At 61.1% G+C, this 13,399-nt stretch carries 15 protein-coding genes; 8 read left to right on the forward strand and 7 right to left on the reverse strand.

What is annotated here, in order from left to right:
* Positions 1-36 precede the first annotated feature (36 nt).
* The 6 genes from ispF (at position 37) to rpoS (ending at position 5,137) form a co-directional block, all read left to right on the forward strand.
* The gene (gene ispF, locus BFP96_RS13705) at positions 37-510 is read left to right on the forward strand and encodes a 2-C-methyl-D-erythritol 2,4-cyclodiphosphate synthase (RefSeq protein ID WP_057723182.1); all 474 of its coding nucleotides are present in this window, start codon (positions 37-39) and stop codon (positions 508-510) included.
* Positions 507-1,565 carry a tRNA pseudouridine(13) synthase TruD gene (gene truD, locus BFP96_RS13710; RefSeq protein WP_065936414.1) on the forward strand — a complete coding sequence of 353 codons (1,059 nt, stop codon included), beginning with the start codon at positions 507-509 and terminating at the stop codon, positions 1,563-1,565. The genes ispF and truD overlap by 4 nt, the downstream gene beginning before the upstream one ends.
* A complete protein-coding gene (gene surE / locus BFP96_RS13715; RefSeq protein ID WP_065886108.1) occupies positions 1,553-2,302 on the forward strand; it encodes a 5'/3'-nucleotidase SurE in 750 nt (249 codons plus the stop codon). The genes truD and surE overlap by 13 nt, the downstream gene beginning before the upstream one ends.
* A 41-nt stretch (positions 2,303-2,343) precedes the next feature.
* On the forward strand, positions 2,344-2,979 hold the full coding sequence (locus BFP96_RS13720; RefSeq protein WP_170876009.1) for a protein-L-isoaspartate(D-aspartate) O-methyltransferase: 636 nt from the start codon (positions 2,344-2,346) through the stop codon (positions 2,977-2,979).
* Positions 2,980-3,187: 208 nt separating this feature from the next.
* Positions 3,188-4,024, forward strand: coding sequence for a peptidoglycan DD-metalloendopeptidase family protein (locus tag BFP96_RS13725; RefSeq protein ID WP_065886110.1), 837 nt, complete (start codon positions 3,188-3,190; stop codon positions 4,022-4,024).
* 105 nt (positions 4,025-4,129) lie between these two features.
* A complete protein-coding gene (gene rpoS / locus BFP96_RS13730) occupies positions 4,130-5,137 on the forward strand; it encodes an RNA polymerase sigma factor RpoS (RefSeq protein WP_065886111.1) in 1,008 nt (335 codons plus the stop codon).
* 208 nt (positions 5,138-5,345) lie between these two features.
* Here the strand turns inward: rpoS and BFP96_RS13735 are convergent, their stop codons facing one another.
* On the reverse strand, positions 5,346-5,555 hold the full coding sequence (locus BFP96_RS13735) for a cold-shock protein (RefSeq protein ID WP_002554837.1): 210 nt from the start codon (positions 5,553-5,555) through the stop codon (positions 5,346-5,348).
* A 387-nt stretch (positions 5,556-5,942) separates the two neighbouring features.
* On the opposite strand from BFP96_RS13735, the gene dcd reads away from it, so the two are divergent.
* Complete coding sequence (gene dcd / locus BFP96_RS13740; RefSeq protein WP_003189215.1) at positions 5,943-6,509, forward strand: dCTP deaminase; 567 nt, start codon at positions 5,943-5,945, stop codon at positions 6,507-6,509.
* A gap of 108 nt (positions 6,510-6,617) precedes the next feature.
* Complete coding sequence (locus BFP96_RS13745) at positions 6,618-6,815, forward strand: hypothetical protein (protein WP_065886112.1); 198 nt, start codon at positions 6,618-6,620, stop codon at positions 6,813-6,815.
* Positions 6,816-6,837: 22 nt separating this feature from the next.
* Here the strand turns inward: BFP96_RS13745 and pdeM are convergent, their stop codons facing one another.
* From pdeM to BFP96_RS13775, 6 genes are read right to left on the reverse strand one after another with little or no spacing between them, the layout of a single operon-like run.
* On the reverse strand, positions 6,838-7,488 hold the full coding sequence (gene pdeM, locus BFP96_RS13750; protein ID WP_065896988.1) for a ligase-associated DNA damage response endonuclease PdeM: 651 nt from the start codon (positions 7,486-7,488) through the stop codon (positions 6,838-6,840).
* A complete protein-coding gene (locus BFP96_RS13755) occupies positions 7,488-9,968 on the reverse strand; it encodes a ligase-associated DNA damage response DEXH box helicase (RefSeq protein WP_065936416.1) in 2,481 nt (826 codons plus the stop codon). The genes pdeM and BFP96_RS13755 overlap by 1 nt, the downstream gene beginning before the upstream one ends.
* A 57-nt stretch (positions 9,969-10,025) precedes the next feature.
* On the reverse strand, positions 10,026-10,790 hold the full coding sequence (locus BFP96_RS13760) for an ABC transporter ATP-binding protein (RefSeq protein ID WP_065936417.1): 765 nt from the start codon (positions 10,788-10,790) through the stop codon (positions 10,026-10,028).
* Between the two features lie 12 nt (positions 10,791-10,802).
* Positions 10,803-11,921 (reverse strand): succinylglutamate desuccinylase/aspartoacylase family protein, encoded by a 1,119-nt coding sequence (locus tag BFP96_RS13765; RefSeq protein WP_065936418.1) that lies wholly within the window; start codon positions 11,919-11,921, stop codon positions 10,803-10,805.
* Positions 11,922-11,930: 9 nt separating this feature from the next.
* Positions 11,931-12,641: an ABC transporter permease gene (locus BFP96_RS13770; RefSeq protein WP_065893387.1), complete on the reverse strand. Its 711-nt coding sequence runs from the start codon at positions 12,639-12,641 to the stop codon at positions 11,931-11,933.
* Positions 12,638-13,366: an ABC transporter permease gene (locus BFP96_RS13775; RefSeq protein WP_065936419.1), complete on the reverse strand. Its 729-nt coding sequence runs from the start codon at positions 13,364-13,366 to the stop codon at positions 12,638-12,640. The genes BFP96_RS13770 and BFP96_RS13775 overlap by 4 nt, the downstream gene beginning before the upstream one ends.
* Positions 13,367-13,399 lie beyond the last annotated feature (33 nt).

A 13,399-nucleotide genomic window follows, 5' to 3' on the forward strand; every position in this document is an offset into this window, starting at 1 on the left:
AGAATCACGCCCTGAATTAAATCGGGGCGTTTTTTTATGCGTATTGGCCACGGCTACGATGTGCACCGTTTCGCTGAAGGCGATTTCATCACTTTGGGCGGCGTGCGTATCGCGCATCATCATGGGCTGCTGGCTCATTCCGACGGCGACGTTGTCCTGCACGCCTTGAGCGATGCATTGCTCGGCGCAGCGGCGTTGGGTGATATCGGCAAGCATTTTCCGGACACCGATCCAACCTTCAAGGGCGCGGACAGTCGTGTCCTGCTGCGCCATGTCGTGGGTTTGATCCATGCCAGGGGCTGGAAAGTCGGTAACGTCGATAACACCATCGTGGCCCAGGCGCCAAAAATGGCCCCGCACATCGAATCCATGCGTGCCCTGATTGCCGCAGACCTGCAAATAGAATTGGACCAAGTCAACGTGAAAGCCACCACCACCGAAAAGCTCGGGTTCACCGGTCGTGAAGAGGGCATCGCCGTGCACTCCGTCGCCTTGTTGCTGCGCGCATGAACGAATTTGAATTACTCGGCCCGCGTGCCTATGGCGAGGCCTTGGGCAGCGCGGTGCTGAAGGCCACTGCCGAAGATTTCCAGGTAGACGAAGTGCTCGACATCCCGCTGACCGGCGAGGGCGAACACTTGTGGTTGTGGGTGGAGAAGCGCGGCCTGAATACCGAGGAAGCGGCGCGGCGTATCGCCAAGGCGGCGGGCGTGCCGTTGCGCACCGTCAGCTATGCCGGGCTCAAGGATCGCCAGGCGTTGACCCGCCAGTGGTTCAGCGTGCAACTGCCCGGCAAGGCCGGCCCGGACATGAGTGCCGCCGAGAACGACACCCTCAGGATCCTGAAAACCGCCCGGCACAAACGCAAGCTGCAGCGCGGCGCCCATGCAGCCAACGGCTTCACCTTGCGCCTGACCCAGTTGGCCGGTGATACCGCCGCCCTCGATGCGCGCCTGCAATTGATTGCCCGGCACGGCATTCCCAACTATTTCGGCGCCCAGCGCTTTGGCCACAACGGCGGCAATGTCGTCGATGCCCGTGACTGGGCTGCGCGCAAGGCCTTGCCGGAACAGCGCAATGTGCGTTCGCGGCTGCTGTCCACCGCCCGAAGCTTTCTGTTCAACAAAGTGTTGGCGGCACGCGTCGCTGACGGCTCGTGGCAACGCGCCCAGGTAGGCGACCTGCTCGCCTTCACCGACAGCCGCAGCTTTTTCCCGGCGGGGGAGGCTGAATGCAGCGACCCGCGCCTGGCGATCCTGGACCTGCACCCCACCGGCCCGCAGTGGGGCGAGGGCGAGTCGCCGGCGAAGGGTCCTACGTACGAACTGGAACAATCTGTCGCCGCCGCAGAAGCTGACCTGCGTGATTGGCTAGTGAATGCGGGCATGAGCCAAGAACGTCGCATTCTGCGACTGCCCATTGGCGGGTTGACGTGGCATTATCCCGGGCCTGACATTCTGCAATTGGAATTCGTCCTGCCGGCCGGATGCTTTGCCACTGTATTGGTGCGCGAGCTTGTTGATCTGGTGCCGGTGGGGCCGACGGACAACCCATGCGTATTCTGATATCAAACGATGACGGTGCCACCGCACCCGGTCTCGCCGCGCTTCATGCTGCGCTGGCGGATTACGCCGAGTGCGTGGTGGTTGCCCCCGACCAGGACAAGAGCGGCGCCAGCAGTTCGCTGACGCTCGACCGTCCGTTGCACCCCAAGGTCCTGGCCAATGGCTTTATCAGCGTGAACGGCACGCCCACCGACTGTGTGCATCTGGCGATCAACAGCCTGCTGGAACACGCGCCGGACCTGGTGGTGTCGGGCATCAACCTGGGCGCGAACCTGGGCGATGATGTGCTGTATTCCGGCACCGTGGCGGCAGCCCTCGAAGGGCGCTTTCTGGGTGGGATCGGGTTCGCGTTTTCCTTCGCCTCCCGGCAACTGGATAACCTGGCCACGGCGGCGTATTACGCGCGCAAGCTGGTGGAGGCGCACGGTTCCCTGGACCTGCCGCCGCGCACCGTGCTCAACGTCAATATTCCCAACCTGCCTCTGGACCATATTCGCGGCATCCAGCTGACGCGGCTGGGGCACCGTGCCCGTGCGGCGGCTCCCTTGAAGGTGGTCGACCCGCGTGGCAGGGAAGGCTATTGGATCGCGGCGGCCGGCGACGCCGAGGATGGTGGTGAGGGCACGGACTTTCATGCGGTGATGCAAGGTTATGTATCGATTACCCCGTTGCAATTCGATCGCACCTTCAGTGATGCCTTCAGTGGTCTGGATGGCTGGCTGGAGGGACTGCGCTGATGGCTCGTGAACAAGACGACCTGCTGCGCCGTGGCATCGGGATGACCTCCCAGCGCACCCGCGAGCGTTTGATCCAGCGTCTGTACGAAGAAGGCCTGTCCAATGCGCAGGTGCTGGAAGTGATCCGGCGCACGCCTCGGCACCTGTTTGTCGACGAAGCCCTGGCACACCGCGCCTACGAAGACACCGCGCTGCCGATCGGCCACAACCAGACCATCTCCCAGCCCTATATGGTCGCGCGCATGAGCGAACTGTTGCTGGCCGCAGGGCCATTGGACAAGGTGCTGGAAATCGGCACCGGCTCCGGCTACCAGACCGCCGTGTTGTCCCAGTTGGTCGAGCGGGTGTTCTCGGTTGAGCGCATCAAGGTGCTGCAGGACCGCGCCAAGGAGCGCCTGGTGGAGCTGAACCTGCGTAACGTGGTGTTTCGTTGGGGGGATGGCTGGGAAGGCTGGCCTGCATTGGCGCCCTACAACGGCATCATCGTGACTGCAGTGGCCACCGATGTGCCGCAAGCGTTGCTGGACCAGTTGGCGCCTAGCGGTCGACTGGTCATCCCGGTGGGCTCCGGCGAAGTGCAACAATTGATGCTCATCATTCGCGAGGACGACGGCTTTTCCCGGCATGTGCTTGGCGCCGTGCGGTTCGTGCCGTTGCTCAATGGCCCGCTGGCCTGACATTTATTCCCTGTTAGTGAATTCCATAGACGCGAATGTGTCTTACAGCGGGGTCTATAGATTCAACAAGGGTGAGAGCCGGCATTAAACACGATGAATTTTTCGTTTCATCCGTGTGCCGGTAAAAAGCCAGTGCCCAGTTATACTTGCGTCATATTTCAAGCCTGATACGGGCGTTAATGTTCAGCCACCACAAAGGGAGCGGCGGGTGAGTCTCACAGGTCCTGCGCAGCGAATGAGTAAAACAAGCTTTCAGCGACTGGTGCTTGGCCTTGTCTTGAGTTCCTTACTGGCCGCCTGTTCGAGCACGCCATCCGGTGGTGCGCGGGTGGTCGACCGCACGAATGCGGCACCGCAAAAGCCGATGGTGACCACGGGCCAGTACGTTGTACGCAAGGGCGACACGTTGTTCTCGATTGCCTTCCGTTACGGTTGGGATTACAAGGCGCTTGCAGCTCGTAACAACATTCCCCTGCCTTATACGATACATCCGGGGCAGACGATTCGTTTCGACGGTCGCACCGGTTCGGCGCCTACGGCAGTTGTGACAAAGTCCGGTTCTTCGTCTTCCTCCTCGAGCAAAACCACCGTATTCACACGGCCGGCCGGCACCGCCTCGCCTTCGGTGGCGAGCAAGCCGGCACCCGCGCCATTGCCTCCTGCGGGGCCTGCGCCGACCGGATGGGGATGGCCCTCAAACGGTGTGTTGATTGGAAAATTCTCTTCAAACGGCAGTTTGAATAAAGGCATTGATATCGCCGGGGATTTGGGACAGCCTGTTTTGGCTGCGTCTGATGGGACAGTGGTGTACGCCGGGAGTGGTCTACGGGGCTACGGCGAGCTGGTCATCATCAAACACAGCGATACCTACGTCAGTGCCTACGGTCATAACCGCAGGTTGTTGGTTCGGGAGGGGCAGCAGGTCAAGGTCGGACAGACGATTGCCGAAATGGGTTCAACGGGGACAGACCGGGTGAAACTGCACTTTGAGATTCGCCGTCAGGGCAAACCTGTAGATCCACTGCAATTCCTACCCCGTCGTTGATGTGTTGCCAGCCTGTTCCCTCACGTAGAAGGAACAGGCTCCAGCGTTGCCAAGGATAAAGGCGTCGCTTGAGCTTGAGGTCGAACTCACCAAAGGACTATAACAATGGCTCTCAGTAAAGAAGCGCCGGAGTTTGACATCGACGATGAGGTTCTCCTTATGGAGACCGGCATCGCTACGGAAACGATGTCAGATAATGAGAGGGCTTCACCCCCCTCGGTTCGCACCAAATCCAAGAACTCCTCCGCGTTAAAGCAACACAAGTACATCGACTACACCCGGGCGCTCGATGCGACCCAGTTGTACCTCAATGAAATCGGCTTTTCCCCTCTGCTTACCCCCGAAGAAGAAGTCCATTTTGCGCGTCTGTCGCAGAAGGGTGATCCGGCTGGGCGCAAACGCATGATTGAAAGCAACCTGCGCCTGGTGGTTAAAATCGCCCGACGCTACGTCAATCGCGGATTGTCGCTGCTGGACTTGATCGAGGAGGGCAACCTGGGCTTGATCCGGGCGGTGGAGAAGTTCGACCCTGAACGGGGCTTTCGCTTCTCGACCTATGCCACCTGGTGGATTCGCCAGACCATCGAACGGGCGATCATGAATCAGACCCGTACGATCCGGTTGCCGATCCATGTGGTCAAGGAGCTCAACGTCTACCTGCGGGCAGCACGGGAGCTGACACAGAAACTCGATCATGAACCTTCGCCCGAAGAAATCGCCAACCTGCTGGAAAAACCGGTAGGGGAGGTCAAGCGCATGCTTGGCCTGAACGAGCGCGTGTCTTCGGTTGACGTCTCGCTGGGTCCGGATTCGGATAAAACCCTGCTGGACACCCTCACCGATGATCGTCCGACGGATCCTTGCGAACTGTTGCAGGACGACGATTTGTCCCAAAGCATCGACCAGTGGCTGTCTGAGCTCACGGACAAGCAGCGTGAGGTGGTGATTCGCCGCTTCGGCCTGCGCGGCCATGAGAGCAGCACCCTGGAGGACGTAGGCCTGGAGATCGGCCTGACCCGTGAGCGGGTTCGGCAGATTCAGGTAGAAGGTCTCAAGCGCTTGCGCGAGATCCTGGAGAAGAACGGCTTGTCGAGTGAGTCGTTGTTTCAATAACGACCCTGCTTGAAGGCTTGAAGGCTTGAAGGCTTGAACGCTTGAACGCTTGAATGTGGGAGGGGGCTTGCCCCCGATGGCGGCGCTTCAGTCGATATAGGCTTCGACTGACACACCGCTATCGGGGGCAAGCCCCCTCCCACATTTTCCCAGGCATAAAAAAACCCCGCTTTTGAGGGCGGGGTCTTTTTGACTAAGTCAGTACAAGTTAGATAACTTGAACTTCTTCAGCTTGCATGCCTTTCTGACCGCGGGTAGCGATGAAAGAAACCTGTTGGCCTTCTTTCAGGCTTTTGAAGCCGTCGGATTGGATAGCTTTGAAGTGAACGAACAGGTCGTCACCGGATTGTGGAGTGATGAAGCCGAAGCCTTTTTCATCGTTGAACCACTTAACGGTACCAGTTTGGCGATTAGACATGGTGTAACTCCTTGAACAAAGTTAACTGCGACTCAGGAAAAGCCCTGGCCGAGACTGAGTGCAAAGAGCAGGAAAAATTCTTGGAGATGGTTGGATCGAAATTCAACATATCGTGTAGAGATTCTCAGTGACACAAGCAACACAGTGACGCCACCTTAACCCTTTTTCCGGAACGTGCCAATGGTATTTCCGCAGGTTTCTCTAATTTCGTCACTGGCGGTGGTATTTATTGTCCCGTAAAACTGCGCCAGGAGCCCCGGCCCCGTTGGCTGGGGGTTATGGACACCGGTGCATTCGTCATTAAAAGCGGTGCGCCCTTTGAACCCCACCGCCGGCCCCGGTAAGATGCCCCACAGAATTTTTCCACCTCGCTATCAGGACACCGCCATGAGCATCAAATCGGACAAGTGGATTCGCCGCATGGCGCAGGAACACGGCATGATCGAACCGTTCGTCGAGCGCCAGATTCGTGGCGAAGGCGACGAACGCGTGATTTCGTACGGGGTTTCCAGCTATGGCTACGACGTGCGTTGCGCCGATGAATTCAAGGTGTTCACCAATATCAACTCGGCGATCGTCGATCCGAAGAACTTCGACGAAAAAAGCTTCGTCGACGTCAAGAGCGACGTATGCATCATCCCGCCAAACTCCTTCGCCCTGGCCCGCACCGTGGAGTTTTTCCGTATTCCACGGGACGTATTGACCATCTGCCTGGGTAAAAGCACTTATGCCCGTTGCGGCATCATCGTCAACGTCACGCCGCTGGAACCCGAGTGGGAAGGCCACGTGACCCTGGAGTTCTCCAACACCACCACCTTGCCGGCGAAAATCTACGCCAACGAAGGCGTGGCACAGATGCTGTTCCTGCAGTCCGACGAGGCATGTGAAGTGTCCTACAAGGACCGTGCGGGCAAGTACCAGGGCCAGCGCGGCGTTACTCTCCCACGCGCTTGATAGAAAGCTCCTACGTTTAAAGGGAATTAGTCTGCAGAAAGTGACTCTATCTAGGTGTACTGCCTCGGCGCGTGTGAAACGCGTCGAGCCACGCTTGAGGAGTGCCTTATGAAGATCAACCCGCGAATCAGCGCAGAACTTGCCCGGCTTGAACCCAACCAGATTGGTGTTCTGGCCTGGTCCTTGATGGCCGACCCTGCTTATGCGGGCGGCATTCCCGGCCAACCTGAGCCGGACTATCCGCAACCTACCGAACCTGGTGAGCCGACCCTGCCGGATGAGCCACCACCCGCGCCCGTGGCCTGATCCACGCACGCCCAACCGGCGTTCACTGAACGGGCCATACCTGGTGATCGCCGATCACGAAGATTCGGCGCTCACTGTCCTGTTCCACTGCATACCCTCCGGTAAATGCGCCAAACGCCGGCAGCAGGCTGACGCGATCGCCTATCTGGAAGCACGGCAGGCGCAGGCTCTGCCGGCCTTTGCCGCGCAAGCGATACACCGGATGGACATGCCCGGCCAGCACATGATGGCTGGGGTGGGCGTCCGGTTCGTGCTGCAGCGCGAACGGGCCCATTAAGAGAGGCTCGGAAACCACCTCAATGCCCAAGTCGGCAGGCGGATCGCCAGCGCGTTGATCGTGGTTGCCGCGAATCAACGTGATGGGCAACTCGGCATGCCGCGCTCGCCAGGCCCTCAGCGCGCCCAGGGTGCCGCTGGCGTGGGAGCCGGGGCCGTGGAGGAAGTCGCCGAGAAAGATCACCTCATTGCAGGGAAACGCCGCCAGCAGCCGGTCCAGGCGCTGCAGGTTTTCGCTTGTGGTGCCCTGGGGGACCGGTTGCCCGAGGCTGCGGTAGGCCGAAGCCTTGCCAAAGTGAGCGTCGGCGATCAACAGGCTGTGGCGCGCCGGCCAGTAAACCGCTTTGTCCGCCAGTAACCACAACTGCTCACCCTCAAGCGTTATCGAACAAGCCATTAACCTTTTCCTTTGTCCGCAATTTTTTCCAGGTCCTTGACCATCCGCGCAATGCGTTCCGAGAGTTTTTCCGAACTCAGGCTTTCGCGCATCCGCTCCACCAGCAGGGGGAAGGCCAGCGGCGTAGGCCGTTGGATCACATGCAGGTCCAGTTGCAGCGCCGACAGGCGCAGCAATGTCTCCTCCAGGCGCTGAATGTCGAGTTCGTTGCGCAGGACTTCTTCCCCCGCCTGGGCCAGCAACAGGTTCTGCGGGTCGTATTGCTTGAACACTTCGAAGAACAGCCCGCTGGAAGCCTGCACCTGGCGAGTACTTTTCGGCGCACCGGGATAGCCGGCGAACACCAGCCCGGCAATGCGCGCGATTTCGCGAAAGCGGCGCAACGCCAGTTCACCGGCATTGAGGCTTTCTGCCACATCCGTCAGCAGCTCCTGCGGGCTGAGCAGTGCCTCATTGAAGATATCCGGCCAGTTCACCTCGGTGGCGCTCAGCAGCTCCAGCCCGTAATCATTGACCGCGATGGAAAAGGTCACGGGTTGCCGCCGGCTGACGCGCCACGCCAGCAAGCTTGCCAGCCCCAGATGCACCTGACGCCCCGCGAAGGGGTAGAGAAACAGGTGCCAGCCCTCGCGTGACTTGAGAAACTCCGCCAGCAAGTGGTCGCGGGTCGGCAGGCCGGACCAGCGCAATTGTGTCTGCAACAGCGGCTGCACCGCACGCATTTCCGGCCCCTCGAAGCGACCCTGAGCCGCCGCGTCGAAGCGCTCGATCACCGCCTGCGCCAGTTCATTGGAAAGGGGCATGCGCCCGCCATTCCAGCGCGGCACGGCGGCTTTTTTTGCGGTGCTGCGGCGGACATAGGCGGTCATGTTTTCCACGCGCACCAACTCCAGCAGGCGCCCGGCGAACAGAAAGCCATCCCCCGGCTTGAGCCGTGCAATAAAGCCTTCCTCGACACTGCCGAGGTTCTTGCCGCCGCCGCCCTTGCTCCAGTACTTCAGATGAATACTCGCATCGCTGACGATGGTGCCCACGCTCATGCGATGGCGGCGTGCCAGGCGCGCATCGGGGACGCGCCAGATGCCCTGTTCGTCAGGCTCGACGCGGCGGTAATCCGGATAGGCCGTGAGCGACAGCCCGCCATGGCGCACAAAGGCCAGGGCCCAGGCCCAATCGGCGTCGGTCAGGTCGCGGTAGGCCCAGGCACCGCGTACCTCCGCCAGCAGCGCGTCGGGAGTAAATCCACCGCCCAGGGCCATGCTGACCAGATGCTGCACCAGCACATCCAAGGGTTCGTGCGGCGATTCGCGGGCTTCAATGCGCCGCAGGGCAATCGCATCCTGGGCGGCGGCGGCTTCCACCAGCTCCAGGCTGTGGGTCGGTACCAATGTCACCCGTGACGGCCGCCCCGGTGCATGCCCCGAGCGGCCGGCGCGTTGCATCAGGCGCGCCACACCCTTGGCCGAACCGATCTGCAGCACTCGTTCCACCGGCAGAAAGTCCACGCCCAGGTCCAGGCTTGAGGTACACACCACCGCCTTGAGTTGGCCTTCTTTCAACGCACGCTCCACCCAGTCACGGGTTTCCCGCGACAGCGAACCGTGATGCAGCGCAATCAGGCCGGCCCAGTCCGGCCTGGCCTCGAGCAACGCCTGATACCAGATTTCCGATTGCGCGCGGGTGTTGGTGAATACCAGGCAACTGCTGCTCGAGTCCACTTGCGCCACGACTTGCGGCAGCATCTTCAAACCGATATGTCCGGCCCAGGGAAAGCGTTCGGCAGTGGGCGGCAGCAGTGTGTCCACTTGCAGCTGTTTGGCGGTCTGCCCCTGCACATTTATCCCGCCACCCTGTGGGACCAACACCTCCAGCGCGTGCGCCTGATTACCCAAGGTTGCGGAAATACCCCACACCAGCAAATCCGGGTGCCAGCGCCGCAGACGCGCCAACGCCAATTGCAGTTGCACGCCGCGTTTATTGCCGATCAGTTCGTGCCACTCATCCACCACCACCATGCGCAGATGCCCCAGGCTGACCTCGCTGTCGGCGCGCGTGAGCATCAGTGTCAGGCTTTCCGGCGTAGTGATCAGCGTGGTGGGCTGGCGGCGGGTCTGGCGCGCACGTTCGCTGCTGCTGGTGTCGCCCGTGCGCAGGCCGACGCTCCAGGGAATCTGCAATGCCGCCAACGGCGCCTCAAGGGCGCGCGCGGTGTCGGCGGCCAACGCACGCATGGGTGTGATCCACAGCACGGTCAGGGGTTCGGCCGCAGGCTTGCGCTTGCCGGTAGCGGGTGGGCGCGTTACGGCGAAACGATTGAGGGCTGCGAACCACAGCGCGTAGGTTTTACCCGCGCCGGTACTGGCATGCAATAAGCCTGACTGACCCTCCTTGACGGCCTTCCACACGTCTTTCTGAAAGGCGAACGGGCGCCAGCCGCGGGTGGCAAACCATTGTTTGGCGAAGTCGACGGGTTTTGCCATGCGGCAGCGGACGCTCTGGAGGCTCTAATGCACAGACCCCCCAGGCGCCCCAAAGGTTTACTTCAAGTTGCCGCTCAGGAATTGCTGCAGACGCTCGCTCTTCGGATTGCCCAGCACGTCCGCCGGCGCACCTTGCTCTTCCACAAGGCCCTGGTGCAGGAACAGCACCTGGCTTGAGACTTTGCGCGCGAAGCTCATTTCATGGGTCACCATGATCATGGTGCGGCCTTCTTCGGCCAGGCCCTGGATCACTTTCAACACTTCACCCACCAACTCCGGGTCCAGCGCCGAGGTGGGTTCATCGAACAACATCACCTCGGGCTCCATCGCCAAGGCGCGGGCAATCGCGACCCGTTGCTGCTGGCCACCGGAGAGGAACGCCGGGTATTGATCAGCCACCCGGGCGGGCAGGCCGACTTTATCCAGGTACCGACGGGCGCGGTCTTCGGCGTCTTTCCTGCTGCACCCCAGCACGCGGCGCGGGGCCATGGTGATGTTTTCCAGCACGCTCATGTGGCTCCACAGGTTGAAGTGCTGGAATACCATGGCCAACCGCGTGCGCAAACGTTGCAACTCGGCATCGTCGGCCACGCGCATGCCATGGCGGTCGCTGATCATGCGGATCACTTGGCCATCCAGGGTCATGGCGCCGTCGTTGGGGGTTTCCAGGAAGTTGATGCAGCGCAGGAACGTGCTCTTGCCCGAGCCGCTGGCGCCGATCAGACTGATCACGTCGCCGGTTTTGGCCTTGAGCGAGACACCTTTGAGCACTTCATTGTCGCCATAGCTTTTATGCAGGCCTTCAACGGTCAATTTGTACATGGGCGTGCATCCTCAAGGCGAAAGTAGGTAGCCGCTGCGGTAGGCCTCTGCGCCGGCGACATGGCTGATCACCATCCCGGCGGTGGCCATGCGTCGCAGCGAGCGCGCGTAAAGCAGGCCGGCATTGCGGCAATGCACGGGCGTTACGCGGTCGGTGATGGGGTCGATGATTTCGGCGATAAGCTGCCCGGCCTCCAGGTATTCCCCCGGCAAGGCGTGGAACACCAGCAAGCCGCCCACCGCTGTGGTCACAGGCTCCACGCCCGCCAGGGGCGTGGCCGGGTAGGGCAGTGCGGGCTGTGCTGGCGCGTCCCCTTCAATCGCGCCGAGGTGGGTCAGGTAATTGATGATCGCCTGGCAGTCCAGGGCCGCCAGGCCGTGGTTGACATCGCCTTGGCCGCGCAATTCGACGGTCACGGAAAAGCTGCCCATGGGGATCGGGAAGCGCGTGCCGAAGCGTTGCTGCAACTGCCACCACACCAGGGTGAAACATTCATCAAAGGACTGCCCGCCGGAATCGGTGGCCAGCAGGTTGGCCTCCGACCCCAGGTAACGCGCCAGCGGCTCCACCTGCGGCCAGGCCTCGGGCGTGGTGTAGAGGTGCGCCACGGCTTCGAAATCACAGTGCAGGTCCAGCACCACGTCGGCATCGCACGCCAGGCGCTGCAGTACCAGGCGCTGGGATTGCAGTTGAGTCGACGCGGTTTGCGCGGCCAGGGCGGCGGATAACGCGGTGCGGATCAACCGGGCGTTGTGTTGGGGATCACTGCCCAGCAAGTCTTCAACCTGATCGCCGACCGCGTCGCTGAGGTCGACAAACAGGCGATTGAAGTTCTGTCCGCTTTCCAGCTCGTAGCGGCCCAGGGGGACGTCCATCAGCACCTGTTCCAGCCCCACTGGGTTGGCGACCGGCACCAGGACGATTTCGCTGCGCACGCGCCCGGTCGCCGCCAACTGTGCCAGGCGCGCCTTCAAGTGCCAGGCCACCAGCATGCCCGGCAGTTCATCGGCGTGCAGTGATGATTGGATGTAGACCTTGCTTTGCGCCTGCTCCGGGCCGAAGTGGAAACTGTGAATCTGTCGCGCCGTGCCGGGCACCGGCGCAATCAGGTCATGTTGCTGATGACGCATGAGCGCTCCTTAATGGCTCGGCCCGAGAAAGGCCAGCCAGCGGCGTTCCGCCAGCCGAAACAGGCCGACCAGGGCAAAGGTCACGGCCAGGTAGATCAATGCCGCGATGCCGAATGATTGAAAAGTCATGAAGGTGGCCGAGTTGGCGTCCCTGGCGACTTTGAGGATATCCGGAATGGTCGCGGTAAACGCCACCGTGGTCGAATGCAGCATCAGGATCACCTCGTTGCTGTAGTAGGGCAACGAACGGCGCAGTGCCGACGGCATGATCACATAGGCGTACAGCTTCCAGCCGCTGAGGCCGTAGGCCTTGGCCGCTTCGACTTCGCCGTGGGCCATGCTGCGGATCGCCCCGGCGAAAATTTCCGTGGTGTAGGCGCAGGTGTTGAGGGCGAAGGCCAGGATGGTGCAGTTCATCGCATCGCGAAAGAACCCATCGAGTACCGGTTGCGCACGCACGGCGGCAAGGCTGTAGATGCCGGTGTAGCAAATCAGCAACTGGATATACAGCGGCGTGCCGCGAAACAGGTAGGTGTAGAACTGCACCGGCCAGCGCACCAGGCGCCTGCGCGATACCCGGGCGATAGACAGTGGAATCGACACCAGGAAGCCGATCACCAATGCCGCGCTGAGCAGCCACAGGGTCATGGCCAGGCCGGTGATGTGCTGGCCGTCGCTATAAAGGAACGGGCGCCAGTATTCCTGCAAAAGCTCGATCATCGCACGGCCTCCCGTGAACCTGCGGCGTAGCGACGTTCAAGACGGCGCAAGACAAAATTGGAGGCGCTGGTGATCAACAGGTAGATCAGCGCGGCCAGTACCAGGAAGTAGAACAGTTGATAGGTGCTCTTGCCGGCATCCTGGGCTGCTTTCACCAGATCGGCCAGGCCGATGATCGACACCAGCGCGGTGGCCTTGAGCATCACCATCCAGTTATTGCCGATGCCCGGCAGGGCAAACCGCATCATTTGCGGGAAGGTCACGTAGCGAAACCGTTGCCCGCGCTTGAGCCCGTAGGCGGTGGCGGCTTCCAGCTGGCCACGGGGCACGGCCAGGATCGCGCCTCGAAAGGTCTCGGTGAAATAAGCACCGTAGATAAAGCCCAGGGTGATGACCCCGGCGCTGAATGGGTCGATCTCGATGTATTCCCATTCCATGAAGTCGGTGAGGCCGGTCAGCCAGGTTTGCAGGCTGTAGAAAATCAGCAGCATCAGCACCAGGTCGGGGACGCCGCGAATCAATGTGGTGTAGAGCTGGGCGGGGATACGCAGCACGGCCAGGCTGGACAGTTTGGCGCTGGCGCCGAGCAGGCCCAGCAACACGCTGACGGCCAGGGACAGCACCGACAACTTGATAGTCATCCAGGTGCCTTGCAGCAACAGCGGGCCGAAACCCTTCAAGCTGAACGCGCTCAGCCCGAGGGTTTGCAACAGATCTTCGAACATAAATCAGGACCTATGGCGATAAAAAAGCGCCCC

Origin of the sequence: Pseudomonas sp. 34 E 7, assembly GCF_900005715.1 — a bacterium.
Taxonomy (GTDB): Bacteria; Pseudomonadota; Gammaproteobacteria; order Pseudomonadales; family Pseudomonadaceae; genus Aquipseudomonas; species Aquipseudomonas orientalis_A.